The sequence below is a fragment of the Gilliamella sp. W8126 genome, assembly GCF_016102185.1.
GTDB classification, from domain to species: Bacteria; Pseudomonadota; Gammaproteobacteria; order Enterobacterales; family Orbaceae; genus Gilliamella; species Gilliamella apis_A.
Map to the genome: position 1 here is coordinate 1 of NZ_JACFPE010000001.1, position 21,380 is coordinate 21,380.

Annotated in this window: 24 protein-coding genes and 1 riboswitch; of the genes, 8 read left to right on the plus strand and 16 right to left on the minus strand. The window is 35.2% G+C overall.

Annotation, left to right across the window (positions count from 1 at the left end):
- The coding region (locus tag H3S74_RS00005) for a VENN motif pre-toxin domain-containing protein (RefSeq protein ID WP_198246898.1) at positions 1-1,163 on the plus strand (1,163 nt) is incomplete at its 5' end.
- A 271-nt stretch (positions 1,164-1,434) separates the two neighbouring features.
- Here H3S74_RS00005 and H3S74_RS00010 read toward each other — a convergent pair.
- Complete coding sequence (locus tag H3S74_RS00010) at positions 1,435-1,626, minus strand: hypothetical protein (protein ID WP_198246899.1); 192 nt, start codon at positions 1,624-1,626, stop codon at positions 1,435-1,437.
- Here H3S74_RS00010 and H3S74_RS00015 point away from each other — a divergent pair.
- From H3S74_RS00015 to H3S74_RS00025, 3 genes are all read left to right on the plus strand, one after another.
- On the plus strand, positions 1,598-1,849 hold the full coding sequence (locus tag H3S74_RS00015; protein WP_198246900.1) for a VENN motif pre-toxin domain-containing protein: 252 nt from the start codon (positions 1,598-1,600) through the stop codon (positions 1,847-1,849). The genes H3S74_RS00010 and H3S74_RS00015 overlap by 29 nt on opposite strands.
- Before the next feature lie 77 nt (positions 1,850-1,926).
- The gene (locus tag H3S74_RS00020) at positions 1,927-2,667 is read left to right on the plus strand and encodes a hypothetical protein (protein WP_198246901.1); all 741 of its coding nucleotides are present in this window, start codon (positions 1,927-1,929) and stop codon (positions 2,665-2,667) included.
- Positions 2,664-2,999, plus strand: a complete 336-nt coding sequence (locus H3S74_RS00025; RefSeq protein ID WP_198246902.1) for a hypothetical protein — start codon at positions 2,664-2,666, stop codon at positions 2,997-2,999. The genes H3S74_RS00020 and H3S74_RS00025 overlap by 4 nt, the downstream gene beginning before the upstream one ends.
- Before the next feature lie 43 nt (positions 3,000-3,042).
- Here H3S74_RS00025 and H3S74_RS12605 read toward each other — a convergent pair whose 3' ends face one another.
- Positions 3,043-3,306, minus strand: a complete 264-nt coding sequence (locus tag H3S74_RS12605; protein ID WP_198246903.1) for a SymE family type I addiction module toxin — start codon at positions 3,304-3,306, stop codon at positions 3,043-3,045.
- A gap of 576 nt (positions 3,307-3,882) precedes the next feature.
- Here H3S74_RS12605 and H3S74_RS00035 point away from each other — a divergent pair.
- The 3 genes from H3S74_RS00035 (at position 3,883) to H3S74_RS00045 (ending at position 5,667) form a co-directional block, all read left to right on the plus strand.
- Positions 3,883-4,107, plus strand: a complete 225-nt coding sequence (locus H3S74_RS00035) for a hypothetical protein (protein WP_110448386.1) — start codon at positions 3,883-3,885, stop codon at positions 4,105-4,107.
- A gap of 785 nt (positions 4,108-4,892) precedes the next feature.
- Complete coding sequence (locus tag H3S74_RS00040) at positions 4,893-5,144, plus strand: hypothetical protein (protein ID WP_198246904.1); 252 nt, start codon at positions 4,893-4,895, stop codon at positions 5,142-5,144.
- A 319-nt stretch (positions 5,145-5,463) separates the two neighbouring features.
- Entirely contained in the window at positions 5,464-5,667 is a 204-nt protein-coding gene (locus H3S74_RS00045) for a heavy-metal-associated domain-containing protein (protein WP_198197801.1), read from the plus strand.
- 300 nt (positions 5,668-5,967) lie between these two features.
- On the opposite strand, the gene H3S74_RS00050 is transcribed toward H3S74_RS00045, so the two are convergent.
- The 12 genes from H3S74_RS00050 to gutQ all read right to left on the minus strand — a co-directional run bounded on the left by H3S74_RS00050 (position 5,968) and on the right by gutQ (position 17,087).
- On the minus strand, positions 5,968-7,092 hold the full coding sequence (locus H3S74_RS00050; protein ID WP_198246905.1) for a hypothetical protein: 1,125 nt from the start codon (positions 7,090-7,092) through the stop codon (positions 5,968-5,970).
- A 206-nt stretch (positions 7,093-7,298) separates the two neighbouring features.
- A complete protein-coding gene (gene thiD / locus H3S74_RS00055; RefSeq protein ID WP_110448383.1) occupies positions 7,299-8,093 on the minus strand; it encodes a bifunctional hydroxymethylpyrimidine kinase/phosphomethylpyrimidine kinase in 795 nt (264 codons plus the stop codon).
- Positions 8,094-8,104: 11 nt separating this feature from the next.
- A complete protein-coding gene (gene thiE, locus H3S74_RS00060) occupies positions 8,105-8,746 on the minus strand; it encodes a thiamine phosphate synthase (protein ID WP_198246906.1) in 642 nt (213 codons plus the stop codon).
- Positions 8,747-8,761: 15 nt separating this feature from the next.
- Positions 8,762-9,535, minus strand: a complete 774-nt coding sequence (thiM, locus tag H3S74_RS00065; protein WP_370547444.1) for a hydroxyethylthiazole kinase — start codon at positions 9,533-9,535, stop codon at positions 8,762-8,764.
- 60 nt (positions 9,536-9,595) lie between these two features.
- Positions 9,596-9,697: riboswitch (TPP riboswitch) on the minus strand.
- Between the two features lie 50 nt (positions 9,698-9,747).
- The gene (gene trkA / locus H3S74_RS00070; protein WP_086363737.1) at positions 9,748-11,109 is read right to left on the minus strand and encodes a Trk system potassium transporter TrkA; all 1,362 of its coding nucleotides are present in this window, start codon (positions 11,107-11,109) and stop codon (positions 9,748-9,750) included.
- A gap of 124 nt (positions 11,110-11,233) precedes the next feature.
- The gene (gene trpS / locus H3S74_RS00075; protein ID WP_110448380.1) at positions 11,234-12,229 is read right to left on the minus strand and encodes a tryptophan--tRNA ligase; all 996 of its coding nucleotides are present in this window, start codon (positions 12,227-12,229) and stop codon (positions 11,234-11,236) included.
- Between the two features lie 23 nt (positions 12,230-12,252).
- Entirely contained in the window at positions 12,253-12,948 is a 696-nt protein-coding gene (locus H3S74_RS00080) for a phosphoglycolate phosphatase (RefSeq protein WP_198246908.1), read from the minus strand.
- A complete protein-coding gene (gene rpe / locus H3S74_RS00085) occupies positions 12,941-13,618 on the minus strand; it encodes a ribulose-phosphate 3-epimerase (protein WP_110448379.1) in 678 nt (225 codons plus the stop codon). The genes H3S74_RS00080 and rpe overlap by 8 nt, the downstream gene beginning before the upstream one ends.
- Positions 13,619-13,659: 41 nt before the next feature.
- Positions 13,660-14,481, minus strand: a complete 822-nt coding sequence (locus H3S74_RS00090) for a Dam family site-specific DNA-(adenine-N6)-methyltransferase (protein ID WP_110448378.1) — start codon at positions 14,479-14,481, stop codon at positions 13,660-13,662.
- Between the two features lie 49 nt (positions 14,482-14,530).
- The gene (locus H3S74_RS00095; RefSeq protein WP_198246909.1) at positions 14,531-15,352 is read right to left on the minus strand and encodes an SPOR domain-containing protein; all 822 of its coding nucleotides are present in this window, start codon (positions 15,350-15,352) and stop codon (positions 14,531-14,533) included.
- A 66-nt stretch (positions 15,353-15,418) separates the two neighbouring features.
- Positions 15,419-15,940 carry a shikimate kinase AroK gene (aroK, locus tag H3S74_RS00100; RefSeq protein WP_034901329.1) on the minus strand — a complete coding sequence of 174 codons (522 nt, stop codon included), beginning with the start codon at positions 15,938-15,940 and terminating at the stop codon, positions 15,419-15,421.
- Positions 15,941-16,124: 184 nt separating this feature from the next.
- Positions 16,125-17,087: an arabinose-5-phosphate isomerase GutQ gene (gene gutQ / locus H3S74_RS00105; RefSeq protein WP_065614018.1), complete on the minus strand. Its 963-nt coding sequence runs from the start codon at positions 17,085-17,087 to the stop codon at positions 16,125-16,127.
- A gap of 624 nt (positions 17,088-17,711) precedes the next feature.
- Here gutQ and H3S74_RS00110 point away from each other — a divergent pair.
- Complete coding sequence (locus tag H3S74_RS00110) at positions 17,712-19,052, plus strand: hypothetical protein (protein ID WP_198221972.1); 1,341 nt, start codon at positions 17,712-17,714, stop codon at positions 19,050-19,052.
- Between the two features lie 159 nt (positions 19,053-19,211).
- Here H3S74_RS00110 and H3S74_RS00115 read toward each other — a convergent pair whose 3' ends face one another.
- Positions 19,212-19,835 (minus strand): LysE family transporter, encoded by a 624-nt coding sequence (locus H3S74_RS00115; RefSeq protein ID WP_198246910.1) that lies wholly within the window; start codon positions 19,833-19,835, stop codon positions 19,212-19,214.
- Positions 19,832-21,274: an LTA synthase family protein gene (locus H3S74_RS00120; protein WP_198246911.1), complete on the minus strand. Its 1,443-nt coding sequence runs from the start codon at positions 21,272-21,274 to the stop codon at positions 19,832-19,834. The genes H3S74_RS00115 and H3S74_RS00120 overlap by 4 nt, the downstream gene beginning before the upstream one ends.
- Positions 21,275-21,380: the final 106 nt, after the last annotated feature.

Genomic DNA, 21,380 nt, shown 5'->3' on the forward strand with positions numbered 1-21,380 from the left:
TTGAGCGCACTATTCATAAAGATGCCGGTAAAGACTCAAAAGATGGTAAAATGGGCAATGACTTTAGTAAAGGCGTTGACTCAGCCGTAGCAATTATTACCAGCATTATCACTGGCGATATTGCTGGTGGCCTTGCTGGCGCCAGTGCACCATGGTTAGCTGAGCAGATAAAACTGCACACTGGGCACCTAGACAAGGATGGTGAATGGGTCACTGATAACCTTGCCGGTAACTTAATCTCTCATGCAATACTTGGCGCGGTAGTAGCTGAACTGCAAGGTAATTCGGGGTTAGCCGGTGGTGCTGGAGCGGTAGCTGGTGAACTAGCAAATAAAGCAATTATTGGTATACTTTACGGTGATAAAAAAATAAGTGAGTTAAGCGAAGAGGAAAAGCAAACCGTTAGTGCTTTATCTCAATTAGCGACGGGTCTTGCTGCTGCCACTACAGGAGGTAATTTTGGTGATGCTAGCGCGGCTATTAGTAGCAGTAAAAATGCGGTTGAGAATAACTTTATGGCTAATCAAGTTATGGATGAATTTGATCGTGATTATAGAGATGGTTTATTGCTATTTAATGGTGATGAAAAAGCAGCAACAAATTATGTTAATGAAATGATTCGAGATAGAGCAATTGCAAGCGGTGTTGCAACTGGTGTAATTGTAGGAGGTGTTGTTCTTCCTGATACTGCAATAATTGGTGGTTCACTGAGTGGCGCCATTAATGCAGGAATGCAATATACATTAAATCCAGATGGAAGTATTAATTGGACTGATGTCGGAATTGCATCAGGAGTTGGAGCTGTTACTGGTGGCGCAGGGACAGGTTTTTGGGGGACAGTTGGTTGGAATGCTGCAGGCGGTGCAACGTCAAGTTATTTAAAAGATGAAAACCCTATCATTGGGGCGTTAATAGGAGCAGGTTCATCATCTATCGGATATGGAGCAGGAAAATTAGTAGAAAAACCATTACAATCGTGGTTTAATCCAGTTGCTAATAAATATATTCATGAAACAAACAGAGGATTTTTGGGGATTACAGGTCATTTTACTGAAAGTTCTATTCCTGCTATTGGTGGTAGTGCAGTTGATTCTTCGATTGGCAAATCAGTTGAAGATAGACTTAACCACTATATAGAGAAGAAAAAAAATGAAAAAAAATAGGAAATATTTGGCCTTGTTGTATTCATGTGTCGCCATGCCAATTATTGTATTTTTATCTTACATCATAATTATTTTTTTATTTTCAATATTTACTTATGTAATGTATAGAGATTTTATATTTGAAGTAAAAGATATTTATGTAGCTTGTAAATTAGCTCCTTTTGGTGTTCCTATTGGTATAGCTATGTGGTATTTAGAATGCCGCCGATTAGGGATTAAGATCTTTGGTAAATAATTTAATTCCCAGCCTAAAAACTGGGATTTTTTACATCTAGTATTTACTTCTTAAGTTCACCAGCGCACCATGGCTGGCAGAGCAGATAAAGATACAAGCCGGTGATAACGAAACAGCGAGGTTAGTTGCCCATGCAATACTTGGTACGGTAATAGCTGAGCTACAAGGCAACTCAGCATTATCTGGTGGAGCAGGTGGAGTGGTTGGTGAAGTTGCGGCAGATATCATCCGCAAACAACTGTATGGCAAAGAAGTCAAAGATTTAACCGAAGAGGAAAAAGAAACCATCAGTGCACTATCTCAGCTAGCTACTGGGGTGGTAATATTAGCGATGCTAGCACAGCAATTAGTAGCAGTAAAAATGCGGTTGAGAATAACTCGACGGGACTATGGCATGGTGGTGATATTATCGGTTTACCACCAGAAACAGGAGCGAATTATGATTCAATAGTTCATGCTTCAGCAGCAGGTTATTTAACTCTCGAGGAAACTTTTCAGATCATAGATGATATGAACTCGGGTAAATACATGTATGATCCTTTAAGAGAGGATTTAAAACGATTTCCAGAAGATCTTGCTATTTTGGTAACGCCGTATGGAGATTATATTGCCTTTAGGGATGCTGATAGTTGGGGGGACTATGCAATAGCAATTGCCGGAGTGTTACCTTTTGTAAAATATATCAAGGTAGCAGGAAAAGTTGTTAAGGTTGAAACTATAGCAGCACAAGCTTTAGTAAAAGAAGCTGAGGCAGCATACAAGGCAGGTAATGTAGCAGAAGGCAATCGATTAATGAATCAGGTTGCTAGTCAATCTACACAAGTTGAAACAACCGTAATTAGACAAGCCCATAGTTCAAATGCTGGAAAAGGCACGACGGGAACGACATCTAATGGATATATAGTCTCAAATGGTGCGGATACAGTAATAGCTAAAACTGATTTAGATCATCCGATCGTTCAGTCCCGTATTAATGTCCAAAAAGCTGGTTGGGATCACGTTGTTGATAGACATTTCTCTGATAAAAACGCTAGTCAGTTTACAATTAGTCAATCTGAACTGAAGACAATCCTTCAAAGTAATGAAGTTTCTAAAGTACCTATTAGTAGAGTAATTGATAGTGCTGATGGACCTCGTTATGAACGAGTTATTACATTTGATAAGCATATAGGCGTGGATAAATTTAGTAAAAGTCCAACAAATACTATGACTATTTTGACCGATGCAAAAGGTAATTTGATAACAACAACACCAGGTAGAATTAAATGAAATTAATAGGGTCTAGAACTGAAAGCTTAATACGAGAACGGTTAGAAAAATTTGAGCAAATTATTTTAAATAATGAGGTGATATATAACCTTTTGGTCAGTCATTTTGATGAAATTAAACACAGTTATTGTTTAAATCAGATTATAGAGCAAGCTGAGGATATATATACTTTATTAGTTAATGGAAAGTATGTTATCGAGTTTGAATTATCCCGATTAGATCATTCTATTAGTGATGTACAAGTAGAATCATTAAACGAATACGCTAAAAAAGTTAAAGATAAATCGTCTAAATTGACTCTGGCTATCGCTATGGATCTATCTAATAAATAGAATGGCAAGATCCCCACGCAGTGGGGATCTGACTTATTATCTTTTAGAGCCGCATAGTAAATTCAATAATTAACTTGTTCTGCTCAATCTTAATGGTGACAGGTAATCCGGGATAAAACCCAAGTTGCTCCAGCCAGCGGCCTTTAATGGTCAGCTGCGGTCTGGGGTTGGATTGCCGGCCATTGAGGCTGTAACTGACCGTTATGCAGTGCTTCAGCGGTTGTTTTACCGTTCGGGTTTGGGTAATGGTGTTTTTTAGCGTAGAATGTTTCTTAGCCGTTAGCTCTTTTACACATAATTCTCGCAAACTTTGACTAGTTCATTCATATCCTAATATCAATAAGACGGTATATACTTCTCAATTATTTTTACCAATAAACCTCAATAAACTAAATCAAAATTAACGGAAGGAGATAAGTTTTAGCTCAAGCTCTATTGGATCCGAAACAAAAGTAGTAGGAAGTAATTCCATTCAAGCAAATACAACAGTGAAACTGACTTAAACCAGCTACAGCAATTGGAGCAGTTGATCCATTAAAGTTACTGTATCAAATGGGGTTGTTCCTTCTAAGATAGCCCCTTAATTACAAGCCTATGCTGAAATTAGGGGGATTAGGTTTAAGACTTCATGTGGAAATAGATTAGGTCGTTGTGCAGAGTTTAGAGCTGCTAATGAGTTGTTATTAAATAATCCTAATCTTATTCATTACTGATTTTTATAAAAAGGAAAAGGTAATCAAATAAGTAATATAAATAAAACATTAAAAGATATTATAAATTGATATATATCAACTTTATTCATGGATCTTCCAGTATTTTGTTGTTAACATGGTTTCATATCTTTTTTATGTGATGTTGTCTCGTAGTCAATATGATGAATTTAATGATAAAAAAATATTTATTTGCTTGGGGGGCTATTATCATACCCTCGTTTGTTGCGTTAGCTGAACCATCACCAACGCAACAACTGAGTGACCAACAACTTATCCAGAAAAGAAAAAGTGATAAAGTTCATCAATACCTTCATTGCCTGACATCTATCTATTACCTACTACTTATGAAACGAGAGATATTCATTTCTCATCGGTTTTTTCTATTTGAGTATTAATCAGATGCAATTATTAGAATGAGATAAATTACCTTAGTTTATTCCTATCAATAAACAGTCTCGTCAAGCTGAGCACTGTTGTTTAACTGCATAGGGTTTCAATTTATTAATGACTAAAATGCATGACCGATTGATTAGCTAAGGAGATATCAATACTGAAGTAGTAGCAACAGAGCAAAAGTTAGCATCAACAAAACTAAAACTATTATTTATGTAAACATAAGAACCAGAAGCATATAAAAGTGAAAATAGTAGTAGATCTAGTGCAACTATAGTTTGCGATATAGATGATATTGCTACAACTATTGCTCGCAGTAAAAATGAGAGTGAAAAATAGCTATAAAGATATTAGGAACTATGATGAATATAGAAATATCAGTAGGTTATGGTGATAAACCTGTTTCTAGTTATAATTTGGATTAAAAAGGCAATAGATATTTAACCTAATAAGAGTTAATCAAAATGTTAAAAGCGTAGCTACAGGAGAAGGAATATCAGATGGTTATGTTTATATGTGGAGTAAGGAGTTTTACTCACGGTAAAAGATAATTTGTGTCACAGTAATTTGCACTGTTAGGTAGTGGGTGGATATGTACATTCATTACAATTCAATAAAAAGATCTTTTACCAGCATAATTAGTTGGTAACAAAAGAGATTCACAGTTAGGAACTGGAAAAAGAAATATAGCTGAATAAAACTAGCCTCGTAGTATAGCGCTACACTCGAAAGCATTATTTCTACTTTTGTTGGAAATAGTGTACAAGATAATATTGAGAAAATAATCATGAAAAAAAATAAGAAATATTTAGTATTATTAAATTATTTAATCTTTTTACCTTTCATGGGATTTTTATTAATTATTATAATGCGCTTGTTCATCTCATTAATATTGTTGATTAAATATGATATAGCTTTTGAATTCGGTATTCATGATATATGTTTAGCTGGTAAAGCAGCTTGTATTTGGTTTCCTTTAGCATTAGGTGTTTGGTGTTATGAATGCTTCCATTACGGAATTAAAATTTTTGGCAAATAATATTATCCCAGTTTAACAACTGGGATTTTTTTATTATAACGAGTAATTAATACTATAACTTTTATCCCAATCATGATAATTAGCTGTGTAACATGGATGATGTATTTAACTTAATCTTGGTAAGTCTATTAAAATTAGGTTAATTTATTTTTTAAGTAGGCTTGGTTTTAGTTTGTTTTGGCGTAATATAAGAATTAAATTTTATTTAATTAATGGCAATAGCTAGCAAATTTGTTTTATTTAAAGAATAATCTGATTTTGCTTTTTGTTGGCATTGATAGTTTACCGATAAATGATTAAATAACAAAAGGGGTTAATGATGAAATTAATAGTTGATAATATGAGTTGCCAACATTGTGTTAAAACCATTACTAAAGCAATTAATGATATTGATCCTAAAGCGAAAGTTACCGTTGATTTAGCTAAGCATGAAGTTGATATTGACGGAGGTACTATCTCGCAAGAAGCGGCAATTGCGGCAATTAATGAAGCGGGATTTGAGTTTGTCGGTATTGCTTATTAACAGTATTTAGAGTTATTAAATTTTAGATGATTATAATCATCGCCTAAACCTTAGAGAGTATTTTTATCAAATCATCTATTAACAGTTTTTGTATACTTCATCGACTTGGATTGTTGATGAAGTATATCTGTGTGTCAATTTAATATATCCTTCACCTAAAAAACATTTGCTCGCTTTTCGTATTTATAAAAAGTGAATTCAGGTTGATATTTATAGCTTATAAAAAAACTATTACCAAACATTTTAGTATTAAGTGGCTCATCAAAATTTAGTTAGTTCACAGTTATATTTAAGCAACAATTAATCAAAATCTTTATCAAGTTCATTTTCGTTAATACAAAAATTTATTTCTTTTTGAGAACATTGACGGGAAACTTTAGAATCTTTGCCCTCAACATTTCTAAAAGATTGGTATTCTTTATAAATACAGGCTGAATTTGTTAAAGTATAATTGCCATTTTTAGGTATAAACCGATAGGTTTCATTTAAAATAACTGCAGAATAGTTATTTATTTCGCAAATTTTTTTCCTTTTTGCTATTTTTTTGCTGGGGTCAAAATCGATATAACGACCATCTAAGTTGAGATAAATAAACTCTTTTTTCTTCTCATCATAAGAATAGTACCGATAAATGATAGGTCCATCTTCCATATCATCAACGGCTCTGGCTATATAAAAATCATTATAATTACCATCAAAATTGTAGTCTATTTCTATGCCATTGTGATCAAAAAAATCTGGTGCAAAACGATAGCTATCATCTATATGGTTAACCGCACCTACTGAATATTCTCCTAAAAAGTCAAATCCTTGCAAATTATCTATAGTCTGAAATAATTGGTCATTTTTTTTACTATAAATATTTAAACCTGTTGGTTTCAATCCTTGACCTTTTTTATAGGAAAGTATCAATTTAAAATAAAAATCATCTGTCGATCTTTTTTGTAATAACTCTATATTGTTAATTTCTTCATTCTTAATAGGAAAAGAGAGATAATCATAATCATGAAAATCTAAATCGACATCATATTTATCAATATTTGCTTTAAAATAGTCAGATTCAATTCCTGATATTAACCAGTCGATTCCTTGTAAATTAGTTATAGTTTGAAGTAATTGACCACTTTTCTTACTATAAATATTTATACCAGTTGGTTTCAATCCTTGACCTTTTTTATAGGAAAGTATCATTTTAAAATAAAAATCATCTGTCGATCTTTTTTGTAATAACTCTATATTGTTAATTTCTTCATTCTCAATAAGAATATCGAGATCACCGCCATCTTTAAAATTTAATTCAACATCATATTTATCAATGTTCGCCTTAAGAACATCTAAGTCAATTGCTAAAACTAAACAAGGGAAAAACAAAACAACTGAGATAAGATATTTTATACAAATCATATTATAACCAACTAATTCCATTTAATGTTTTTAATATTATTTTTTTAATCCTATTTATATCTTAAATTAATTCATATCAAAAATTAATTTAAAATGATTTAAAAATATATTATTTCTTATCAAATATAACTTATTGAGCAATTTTTCTAACCATATTTTTAATTACTATTTTGGATAACCATTTGTAGAAAAATAAATATTTAATTATTCAATGTAAAAATTTGCAGTTACCACCATTGATAAAAATGGTGAGTAGGTCCAATTCCCTTACCAATTTTTAAACTATCTGCATGCTCAATAGCCCCTTGTAGGTAGTTTTTAGCATGTTTTATTGCATCTTCTAAATGATGTTTCGGTAATAAGGCTGCAATTGCCGCAGAGAGGGTACAACCTGTACCATGGGTATTTCTCGTTGCGATCCTTGGTGATGTCATTCTGATGATGTTGTTGCGAGTGATTAAATAATCAGGGCTTTCTTGACTTGGCAAATGTCCGCCTTTCATTAATACTGCCTGACAACCTAATTTAAGTAATTCATACCCCTGTTGTTGCATTTGCTCTTCGTTTTTTGCCTCACTACAATCAAGTAATGCAGCAGCTTCAGGTAGATTTGGGGTAATAATTGTGGCTAATGGTAATAATAGATCTCGAATAGCAGAAATGGCATCAGCTTTTAACAATGGATGTCCGCCTTTAGCAATCATTACGGTATCAAGCACAATATTGGCAATAGGGTTATCGTTTAATAGTTGAGCAACCGAAGTAACAATCTCTTTATTCATTAGCATGCCAATTTTCACACTATCAATGTAGATATCTTGATACAGCGTATTAAACTGTGCTTCAATAAATTGAGAGGGAATGGCATGTACACCATTAACGCCTTGCGTACTTTGTGCGGTTAATGCGGTGATCACTGACATACCATAAGCACCAAGTGCTGAAAATGCTTTTAAGTCAGCTTGAATACCTGCGCCACCACTAGGGTCACTGCCCGCTATTGTTAATGCAACTGTTGTCATGATTTGGTTTCCTATTTTGCTTGTTTTATTTTACTGATTAGGTCTGATGTAGCTTTGGCAAGATTAGCTTGTCCACATATTGCCGACACAACGGCAATACCTTCAATGCCAGTTTGGATTACTTCGGTTAAATTATTCACGCCGATACCACCGATCGCTACGGCAGGGCATTGTTTCGCTTTAACCAGTTCTTTCAATTGAGCAATGCCAGTCGCAGCTGCGGCATCCTTTTTGGTTGCAGTTGGATAGATAGGCCCTATGCCAAGATAATCAACTAAATGCCAAGGAACATTCTCTAGTTGTGATCGATTTGAAACTGAAAGTCCTAACCATTTGTCTGTGCCAATTAAACGTCGAGTAACTTCAACCGGGAGATCGCTTTGTCCTATATGAACGCCATCGGCATCAATGGCTAAAGCAATATCAACATGGTCATTGATAAATAGTGGAACTTGGGTACGACTTAACACTTCTTTGAGCGCTTGTGCGGCGTCATACCAATTTTTACCAGAGTATTCTTGTTCTGAACGTAGTTGCACGGCGGTAACACCATTCTCAACGGCAATTTTGGTAGTAGTGACCATGCCATCTATACCGTCACATAATAACGGATCGAGGACTAAATAGAGAGTTAAATCAAGTTGCTTTTTCATCAAACATCCTTATTTTTAGTTTTGATTGAATCGTGAAAGATGATCAATAACAGCAATGGCGAAACTACCTAACCCTTGCTGTTTATTAGCAAGCTGTCCTGCTTTTTTCATCATAAAACAGGCTGTTGCAGTAGCGGTTAAACGATTACTAGTGGTTGCAATAAATGCTGCTACCATCGCAGATAACGAACAGCCTGTGCCGGTTACTTTAGTTAAAGCGATATCGCCACCGACAATACTATAAATTTGTTCACCATCTGTGATATAATCTATCTCACCTGTTATTGCGACAATGGTTTGATATTTTTGTGCTAATAGTATTGCTGCATTTAATGCAGAATCGGTAGAATCAAGTCCATCAGGCCCTTTCGATGATGATTGTTGACCACTCAATGCGAGAATTTCAGAGGCATTTCCTCGAATAACACTTGGTCTAAAGGTTAACAGTTGTTTGGCAACTTCAGTACGGTATTTAAGTGCCGCACCAACCGCTACAGGATCCAGTACCCACGGTGTCTGCGTCTGTTCAGCTTTTGCTGCAGCTAACAACATACTATTTGCGCTGTGCTCATCAATGGTACCAATATTAATTAATAAGCTACTGGCAATAGTTACAAAGTCCTCAACTTCTTGTTTCGCAACGACCATTGCTGGTGAAGCACCAATGGCTAATAAGACATTGGCGGTAAAATTCTGTACAACATCATTGGTAATGCAATGGACTAACGGTCGTTGTTGTTTAACTTGCTCAATAAAGGGAATGGCATCATTGTTTTGGAATAACTGAATGGTAGACATATTCTTTCCTTATTTATTATTGATATTAAGGGAAGAATGTGTCAAAACGAATAATTAAGACGAAGACTTCCCTACGCTGGTATTAGCCAGATCAGGTTCAACGGGTAAAATCTCAGTTTTTTGTAGTAACAAAAAACACCCCGAGTCAAAAAACAATTAATAAAAACAGTTTAATTATGTACTGAGTTTATATTTTATACAAGCTATTGTAATAATCTTTCGATATCGCTAATAGATCGTCTATCTGGTAAGAAGATGATTAAGTGATCACCATCTTCGATCATTAAATCGGTATTAACAATAATCACATCTTCACCACGCACCACAGCACCAATAGTTGCCCCTGAAGGTAATTTTAGACTGTTAATATTTTTACCTACTAGTTTAGAATTTTCAGTATCACCACGAACAATCACTTCGACAATTTCTGATTCACCTTGCCGTAGTGAGACAACTTTTACCACGCCATTTTGTCTTACATGACTGAGTAATTCTGAAATAGTGGCATGTTGTGGTGAAATGGCAATATCAATCACGCTATCGTTAATTAACTCTAAATAAGCTTGTCGTTGAATAAGTACGATGACTTTTTTTGCTCCCATCCTTTTGGCAAGCATTGATGACATAATATTTGATTCATCATCACTCGTCACTGCAACAAAAAGGTCGGTAAGTTCGACTTGTTCTTGCGATAATAGCTCTTGATCCGATGATTCACCATGTAATACGGTAGTATTAACTAACTGCTCGGCAATTAATTCTGCTTTTTCGGCATTACGTTCAATCAATTTAACTTGATAATCGTTTTCTAATCGCTTAGCTAAAGCAACAGCAATGCCGCCACCACCACTAATGATTATTCGTTTATAAGGCTTTTCTAACCGTTGTAATTCACTGGTTACCGCTTTGATGTTAAGCGGTGGGGTAATAAAGTAAACCATATCCCCAGCTTCAATCAAGGTTGAACCGATCGGACGAATAAAACGATTTTTACGATAAATAGCCACCACCCGAGCTTCGACATGAGGTAAATGTTCTTTTAGCTCTGATAATTCACTACCCACCAATGCACCACCGTAGTAAGCTGTGACGGCAACTAAGCAGACTCGATTATCATAAAATGAGGCAAATTGTAGTGCGCCAGGATATTGCACTAGTTGGCTGATATGATTGGTGATTAGATTTTCTGGGGCAATAATATGATCGATGTTAATACAATCTTTATTAAAAAACGAGTATCTTTCATCATTATATTCAGGCGCCCGAATTCGTGCCACTTTTTGAGGGATATTGAACATTACATGCCCAATTTGACAAGCCATCATATTGACTTCATCAGAATTGGTAACAGCGACTAACATGTCGGCAGATTCTGCACCAGCACTTTCTAATACTTGTGGATAAGATGATTTTCCACAAATAACTTGCAAATCAAAACGTTCTTGCAATGATTGCAATTTGTCATGATCTTCATCTACAACTGTCACATCGTTCTGTTTTTCAGTAACCAGATATTCGGCAAGAGCACTACCTGTTTGACCTGCACCAAGAATGATAATTTTCATAACTAACCTATGATAATCAAAAAGGCTTCAACGGCATTTATCATTAATAAAAACGATAATGCTTTTAGTCATTAAAGCCAATTGATATTGTTTAGCGTTAATTGCAATCTAGTTTTACGGTTAACTATACAAAACCAATTGCGTCATAAACTTTTTTCAACGTTGGCTCTGCTTTTGCACGAGCTTTTTGTGCACCTTCTTGCATAATTGTCAGAAGATAATTTTCATCATCACGATACTGATGATATTTCGCTTGTAAACCAGTTAACATATCAATAACTTGATTTGCGACCTCAGTTTTTAGATGGCCGTACATTTTACCTTCGAATTCTTTCTCAAGTTCAGCAATAGGTTTACCCGTAATACCGGTTAAGATATCTAACAGATTTGATACCCCCGCTTTATTTTTTAAATCATAACGTACGACAGGTGGTTCATCAGAATCGGTCATTGCCCGTTTAATTTTCTTCTCGACATCTTTTGGATTTTCAAGTAACCCAATAACATTATTGCGATTTTCATCTGATTTAGACATTTTTTTGCTAGGATCTTGTAACGACATAACCCGTGCGCCAACTTTAGCAATAAATGGTTCAGGAACAGTGAAGATATCGCCATAAAGGGCATTAAAACGCATAGCAATATCGCGAGAAAGTTCAAGATGTTGTTTTTGATCATCACCAACAGGAACTAAATTAGCTTGATATAACAAAATGTCGGCAGCCATTAACACTGGATAATCAAAAAGCCCGGCATTTATATTTTCTGAATGACGAGAAGATTTATCTTTAAATTGTGTCATACGACTAAGTTCACCAAAATAGGTATAACAGTTTAATGCCCAACCTAATTCAGCATGTGCAGGCACATGGGATTGCACAAAAATAGTACTTTTTTGTGGATCAATACCACAGGCTAGATAAAGTGCTAATGTATCAAGTGTTGCTTTACGTAACTTATTAGGATCTTGGCGTACCGTGATCGCATGTTGATTGACGATACAATAAACGCAATCATATTCATTTTGTAAAGACACCCAATTCTTTAAAGCACCTAAATAGTTGCCTAATGTTAGTTCTCCTGATGGCTGAGCGCCACTAAATACAATTGGTTTACTCATAATTTATTCCTAATTTAAACTTATTATTTTTTTGCATCAGCTTTTGGCTGAGGTAATAGGGTTAATATATCTTGAAAATTATCAAATAAAAAATCGGGTTCACTTGTTGCAATTGATTCGCCATAATTATAACCATAACTTAACGCAACAGTAGGGCAATTAGCATTTTTGGCTGCGGTAATATCATTTTTCGAATCACCAACAAATAATAACTGATCATTGTATAATCCAAATGTTGCCATGACTTGATAAAGCGGAGCAGGGTGTGGTTTTAATTTAATTACATCACCACCGCCGAGTACTAATGAAAAATACTCTTTGATACCTAATGAGCTTAGTAATCCCGGTAAAAATTGTGCCGGTTTATTAGTTACAAGAGCTAAAGGGTAATGATTTTCATAAAGAGCTTTTAAGGTCTGTTTTACATGAGGAAACAGTGTTGTCTGTTCATCCATAACCTTATCATAATGCTGACTAAATATTTGTTTAGCTTCAACAAAATATTCTTTTGATGGATTAATATCAATAGCTTTGAAAACGCGTTCAAGCATCACATCAATACCATTACCTACCCAGTTTTTAACTTGTTCATTGGTAACTGTTGGTAAGTTTAGATCTGCCAACATTTTCTGGGTTGCTAAAGCAAGTCCAGGTACGCTATCTACTAATGTTCCATCTAAATCAAAAGCGATAGCTTGAATATCATCTAATTTAGCCATGTTTTACTCCTGCTAACTCTTTACGCATTGCATCAATTACCGTTTTATAGTCAGGTTGACCAAATATCGCTGAGCCAGCAACAAACATATCGGCTCCTGCCTTGGCAATTTCAGCTATATTATCTACTTTTACACCGCCATCAATTTCTAGGCGAATATTTTTACCTGAATCAATAATGCGTTGTTTAACTTGCTGCAACTTTTTAAGCGTTGCTGGGATGAATGATTGACCACCAAAACCTGGGTTAACACCCATCAATAAAATAATATCAACTTTATCCATCACATAGTCTAAATGGTCAAGTGGTGTTGCCGGATTAAGCACAATACCGGCACTGCAACCATGATCTTTAATTAATTGTAATGAACGATCTAGATGAATTGTCGCTTCAGGATGAATAGATATGTTTGTTGCTCCAGCTTTGGCAAAAGAGGTAATTAGCTCTTCAACTGGAGAAACCATTAAATGGACATCAATTGGTGCACTAATTCCATAGTCTCGCAATGCCTTACAAAACATACTACCCATTGTTAAATTGGGAACAAAATGATTATCCATCACATCAAAATGGACAACATCCGCTCCTGCATCTAATACTTTTTGGGTATCTTCACCAAGACGAGCGAAATCGGCGGATAGTATTGATGGTGCAATAATAAATTCATTCATAACATACCTCTACTCATAAACACCTTATACTTAAAAATAGCTTAGGATTTTTGGTACAAGGCCAATATTTCATCAATTTTTTTGCGTCCTTCGCCAGCGCAGCTAATTGAGCGCCGCATTTCTGCTCGGTAAAGATGGCGCGCTTTACTATATAACGTTCTGGTATAGTGAGTATCATGATTTGATACCAGAACTGGAATCTCTTTTTTATAGGCAATTTGCTCCGCTAATTGTGACAACCTTTGATGTTCATCAAACCCAAAATTATTAGAATAGTAGGCGGTAAAACCTGCTGTTTCATTAGGTGATAAATAAGGTGGATCACAATAAATAACTGAGTTACGTTTCGCCATTTTCATCGCTTTATGATAAGGCGTACAGACAAACTCAGCATTTTGTGCCTTTTTGGCAAAGAAATAGAGTTCCCTTTCCGGGAAATAAATAGTCTTGTAACGGCCAAATGGCACATTAAATAAACCACTATTATTATAACGACATAGGCCGTTGTAACAGTGACGATTTAAATAGACAAATAAAAGCGATCGCAAATATTGATCTTTGCTATAATTAAACACGTCACGTAGTTGATAAAATGCTTCAGCCTGATTATTTTGATCATTAAATAGTAATTTAAGATCATTAATGAACTGCTCCGGATTGGATTGTAATAACTTAAATAGTGCAATTAGATCATGATTGATATCAGCTAAAATATAACTTTTGAAGTTAGTATTTAAAAAAACGGAACCAGCGCCTACAAAGGGCTCAATGAGTTGTTCACCTTCCGGTAGATACCGTTTTATAGTGTCTACAAGCTCATATTTTCCTCCAGCCCACTTTAAAAAGGCTCGTCGCTTCTTCAACGGAAACTCCTATTTTGTCATTGGTAGGATATATGAACGATATCCTTTACTATTTTGCCGATTTTTCTTTATTAATCGTTGCGCCAGATTTAACCCAAGGTTTATCTTTTTGTAGTGCATCAGGTAAAGAGTTGATTGCTTTTTTAGCTTCAGCAGCAGAATCATACGTACCATTAACTAAAATAAACCATTTGGCATTATTCTTCTTAGTTTCATAAATTTGGTAATTAGTTAGATTATGTTCTTTTACTAATTTTTTTAAACCTTCAAGCGAAGTTGATGCACTAAGTTGAATTGAAAACTGATTACTCTTTATTTTATCAATTTTAGTCAGGTTATTATTTGCTTTAGATTCAACCTTGTTTGATGAGGTTGGTCTACTATCCACACTATTATGTGATGAATTATTACCCTGACGGGTATTATGGTCAATTTGTGACTCAGGTTTACTCTCTGGTAAAGGTTGACTGTTGGCTCCATTACCATTATTACCGGTCAATTCGCTACTGTTTTGTTGTTCATTAACATCGGTAATTGGTGCCGGCGCCATAGGCGCTGGTACCGTACTAGATGCTTGACCTTGAGTTGTATCTGTTGCAACGTCATTGGCTTGCGTTGTTATGGTTGGTTCAGGTTCTTGCGTCGTCGAAACACCGCTAACTTCAGGTGGAGTTAGTGGGGTAGGTGTTTTGGGTTTTGACGAACGCAATAACATTGCGCTAATTAATAAGACAATAATAACAATAGTTAACCCCATAATTATCAATTTCTTTTTCGAATAATGCTGAAAAAAATTGGCAATACTAAATGAGGGCGTAGACGGCTTATTGGATTGTTCTGATATATAACGATCATCTTTATCTACACGCATATTAACTCCTTAACCTATTAATAGGTTTAATGCCTTATAACCAACCATGGTTTATCGATCAATGATTTAAATTTGTTCTATTTTATCAATGATATATCCAGCAACACCTTTAGCACTTTGCTCATCGGTTTTAATTGTGATGTCAGCAATTTCTTCATAAAGAGGATCTCGTTCCTGAGCTAATTCTTCATAAAGTTCGCGAGGGGTATTGCCACCTTGTAATAAAGGACGACGTTTATCTTTTTGTGTTCTTGCCATTTGTTTTTCAATTGTTGTTTCTAAATAAACGACAATACCGCGTGCTGATAAACGATTACGCGTCTCTTTCGATAGTACTGAACCACCACCGGTAGCAAGTACTACACCTTGTTTTTCAGTCAATTCATTAATGACTTTCTCTTCTCTGGCTCGGAATCCGTCTTCACCTTCTAAGTCAAAGATCCATGCAATATCAGCACCTGTACGTTTTTCAATCTCTTGATCAGAGTCAAAAAATTCCATGCCTAACTGTTGTGCAATTTGTCGGCCTATTGTGCTTTTTCCTGCCCCCATTGGGCCAATTAGAAAGATATTTCGCTTTTCTGCCATTGTAGTTTCATCATCTATTAATTTTGGTTAAAATTTACAACACAATATCAATTTTCAATGATTTTTATCATCATTTTACCTTTGAATTGTGTAACTTTCTTGGATCTCCGTCTAACGACAAAAATTTAGGTCGGTAATTATCTCAATAGATAGCCCTATTTTGCAACAGGTATTTACTAATCAGTTAACTTATCCCCGCTTGATGTAGGTCATGAATATTAAGTGCACCAACTAATTCACCTTGATTATTGACTACTGGGGCAGCTGTAATATTATGATCATTAAATGTTTTTAAGGCTTCGACCGCCTTCCAATTTTCCGGTATTTGATGTCCTGGACTGGTCATTACTTCGATAATATTGTCTTGTAGTGTACCATGTTTTAATAGTAAACGACGCAAATCCCCATCAGTAAAAACGCCAACAATTTTATTATCATCTTGGCATATTGCCACTAATCCTACACCCGTTCGACTTAATTCTAACATCGCATCGAGTACCGTTGCTGATTGTGAAACTTTAGGAATTAAATCTCCTTTTCGCATAATATCTTTTACGTGATTTAACAATTTAGCGCCTAGACTACCAGCAGGATGTGAACGAGCAAAATCTTCTTCTTTAAAACCACGAGCACGCATAACGGCAATAGCTAATGCATCACCCATTAATAATGTATTGGTTGAACTTGAGGTTGGTGCAAGTCCCATTGGGCATGCTTCTTTCTCAATTGAAATGTCTAATACTGCTTGTGCTGCTGTCGCAAGTGGCGAATCAAGGCCACCAGTAATAGCGATAACCGGAATATTCATGGCTGCAAGGATTGGTAAAATAAATTGAAACTCCTTTGCTCGACCAGAATAAGAGATCAAAATTACTACGTCGTTTTCGGTTACCATGCCTAAATCACCGTGTAAAGCTTCAGAGGGATGCATAAAAAAAGCTGGACTACCAGTACTAGCTAATGAAGCGGCGATTTTTTTTCCAATATGTCCTGATTTACCAATACCTGACACGACAACTTTTCCCTTGGTGGACAAGATGAACTGACAAGCTTTAATAAAGTCTTTGCCAAGCCGTGCTGGTAACTTTTGTGCTTCGTGAAGTTCAAGTTCAAGAAGTTCTCGACCATATTGTAACAATTTATCCATGTTTACTTGCCTATAGAATTAAATTTACACAAAAATTAAATTTATAATCAATTTTATGATTATATTTAATCAGATTATGTTAGATAGTCTAACAATTAACTATTGAATATTCAAAAAGCTTTTAGAATTAAAAAACAAAATTAGTGAAAGAATATTTAAGAACGTTTTTTTAATAGCAAAAAAATTGAGGAACTGGGTTTTTTAAAGGGTTAAAACTCTATTTTTTAGACTTCAGTCAGTAATAATATTTACAAAATTTAACAATTTAATCGTTAAATAAAGTTGCGTAGATCTTTTTTATTACTATACTTTATAGATGATTTAAACCGCACTATTCGACGAGGAATTAGGCAGTTTAAATAAAATAAAGTTAAATAAAACATAGGATTACTTGACAATGAGCGTCGAAATGGATTATAATTTACAACACCCAACACCCAACACCCAACCTGCCAAACTTATCCTTTAAATTGGTTTAGTTTTAACAAGCCAAGTTCATTATTTCTGCTTAGTCAGTTTTATCAGCAAAATTTCAGATCACTATTAAGGTCATTTTTATTCTCGCCGTTTTTGTTAACTTTTCTGTTTATTCTATTCCTGTCATTTTCATTTAATAGTCAAGCGTTGTCGGCTCATACGACAAATGTTATTCACGGTACAGCGCCATATTTGACTTTTGATGGTGGACAAACACGGGTCACTGATACTAATAATTTATTAGCTATAACGTTATCGAATGGTGAAAAAATTACTCCAGAAACAAATAATTCTTCGGTAACACCTATTGTGTTACCCAATGCAGGGGAAAGTTTTGCCAATATTGGCATGATGATACCAACTAATAGCAATTCAATTTCGTTAACTTCTCTTATTGGTTCACCGTATAACTATTGGCGAGATGATGATGGTGATGCTAGTATTACGGCTACGGGTGATCTAAGTTTATCTATTGTTGATAAGTTTAATCAATCTGTATCACGTAATACTGTACTAACAATTTGTAACTCACCTTATAAAGTCAAATTAACTAGTACTAAAGGCATATTACAAACCCGTTATGGTGTGCCAAATAGTAGTAATTTTAGTGCCAGTAGTGTGACTTATTACATTAACCCTAAAGCAACACCCGTGGTTTGTTTTGCTAAACCTGATTTAGAATTTGGTAAACTAGAGCATTTTACTGATGGTGATCATGATTTCCGCGGGCCACCCACCATGTGGAATGAAAATAGAGGGTTTATTCCACAGTCTACAGACCCATCGTCTTACCATTTAAATTTCCCGACAACAGGTATGTTGGATATATATTTTGATTTAGAAATTGGTGGTAGTAACCAGGCCTTATCTTGGTCTTCAGTTACTGATGGTGATGGCAGAATTAGCGTTATCTTTTCGAATGTATCAAATACAAATGTTCGCGTTCAATTAAAAGGGCCTCATGCCCGGAGTAGTCAAGAGAGAGAGTCAAAGAATCCTCGTAAGGTAGCTATACCATCATTACCCCAGACTTTTGAACTAGTGGGTAGAGATAGTCGTGGTAATCAGGTTGTTAAATATGGATTTAAGTTAAAGCAGTGGTTTATTGATAGACACACTGTGAGTAGTAATATTCCCTATAATCACATAGATTGGTGTCAAAAAATAGGATATCGTCTTGCAAATGTTAGGGATTTAACTAATGCATCTTGTCAGGGAGTGAAGAGGGAGTATTGTGCCGAATATTCTGCCGGTCGAGTCGGCGCTACGCCTTCATCACCTAATAATTTTTATCAGCGAGTTATTGGTGCCGGATTATTTTCGGAATGGGGCCATTTGTATAACTATGATATTGCAAAGCACGGAGAAGCCTACACGGCAGCAGATATCGACAGAGCATACCACTATGTAGGATCGGGTCGTGGTGAGATTGTAGCCAATCTTGATATCAGATACTGGAGGCAGCCAGGTGCTTGTGTTTATCCTTAGTAATGATTTTGGCCTTATTGTCTATTTGAATAATAGCTTAAAGTAGTTTTATAGGGTTAACGATAAAATATTTAGGAAATCTATTTCCGCCCTTGGGCGGATTAACTATTGCCAAACGTTATTTTTCAAGAAAAAATTGAGCAATGGTTTTTTGAAGTATTAAAATCCCAACGCTACTTTAACCCCGAGTAAGATCAATATTACACCTAATAATTTATCAATAATAAATTGAAGTTTGAAATAACGTCGCTGGACGATTTGGGTTTGAAAGATAAATACTACCAATGGCCACCAAAGTAGGGCTTCAAGGCAAATAATAAATGCAACAAGCAATTTGTCCATTATAGTTGAATCAGCATTGAGCAGTTGGGTAAATATAGCCAGAAAAAACAGTGTCGCTTTCGGATTTAGTAAGTTACATAATAGCCCTTGCATAAATGCCGCCTTTGCGGTGACATTAATCTGCTGAGTTTGTTTGCTGACATAAGTGGTAGCACTACTTTTAGCCAATAACGCTTTAATACCTATCCATAGCAGATAAGTGGCGCCTGCATAACGCAAGGCATTATATAGCCACGGGGTAGCGGTGATTAATACCGCAATACCTGCCACACAATAGCTCATATGAATGGCGATCGCGCTTATCACCCCTAAACAGGTCATTAATGCCATTTTTCGGTTATAACTTAAGCTATTTTTTAAGACCAGAAAAAAATCTGGTCCAGGGGATATCATGCCTAAACAGCTAATAGTGATAACTAAAATTAAGGTATCGACGCTCATTTTTGTACTTGTGCCGCATTGTTTAATGTCGCGATATTCGATTTATGTTGTTCAATAAACTGTTTTTTATCAACGTTCTCACCGCTTAAGTAATCGGTTAAAAATTTTGCATTGGTTTTAATTTGTGCACCATTTAGAATCAATCTCGGTAAATCAATTTGATAAATACTTTGATTGGGTGATTTTTTTAAATCATCAATATTTGCATTGGTTAACAAATAGAGTTTGCGCTCTTTTTCTGATAACTTTTTCACCGTTTCGGTACCTGCCCCCATCATTAAATGGTCAGGGAAGATGTAAAACACAGTGTTGTCTAATATACCTTGCTGTTTTAGGTGGTTAATAAATTCCCCTAAATTATAATCGAGCGAAGCGGCTACAAAAGACATATTATCTGGTTTTGGGCTGATTACTGATGTCATGCGCTCATCATTAAAACCGTTTGGAGCATGAGTTGAGACTGTTGAGATAAATAGCGCAAAGGGTTTATCTGCATTTTGCAACTCTTGTATTTGCTGTTTAGCAATGTCTAGTATATCTTTATCATACAATCCAAATGGTGCATTTGGATATTTGCCTACATAATTTTTTTCTGAAACGACTTGCATGCCTATTACTTCGGCGGTGTGGCCAATTCCTGCGAAATCCGGACCAGCCATAACATAGCGAGTTTGATAACCGGCTTGTTTTAGCACATCACCTAAAGTAACCAATTGGGTGGTATTTGCACCTTTTAATGGTGAAGTTGAGTGTTCTCCGATTAAAAATGGCACACCAGTCATATAAGTATACATAGAGGCTGTTGTCCATGTACTACCTGCACTCATTGGCATATTAGCGAAGAAAGTGTATTGTTGCCTGAGTTGTCTTAAATTTGGCGTGATATCTGCAAAATCCAAAAATCCTTGTTCGAAAGATTCTAATGACAACACAATAATATTTTTGCCTTTTTGGCTATCAAGTTGTGATTTTTCAACATAATCATTCATATTTAAGTTTTGTAACGCTTGGGCAAAAGTTGCTTTTGGGGCGCAAGTAACTTGATAGATTTCATAAGCACGACTAATCGGGCCGTTATGATAACTAATTGAGGCAACGGCAACGATGACTAATAGTAATCGCCAGTGTAATTTATATTTATGGCGAAACCAGTTAGCTAATTTGCTGAGGATAACCACTAATCCCAAAAATACCACAATCACTAATAGCGCTTGCAGTTTAAAGATGAATAATCCTTCAATAATATCATTCACGTTCAGATTGACGTAAAACTGATAATCAATAAATCCACCACTAAAATAAATTGAGGTAAGCTCCATCACAATAATAACTGTCATTAAAATGATGGTGAATAATTGCCATTTTTTTTGTTTAAAAAACGAAGCTAAACTAATGGTTAAGATAAAAAGTGGTAAAACAATTAACGTCGATAATGGCATAACAATCAATACTCATTTTTACTTTAAAATTTAAAAATTGTCCCAGTATATACTTAATAAACAGAAAAATAAAAATCGGCATTGATTGGTTAATACCTTAACCAGT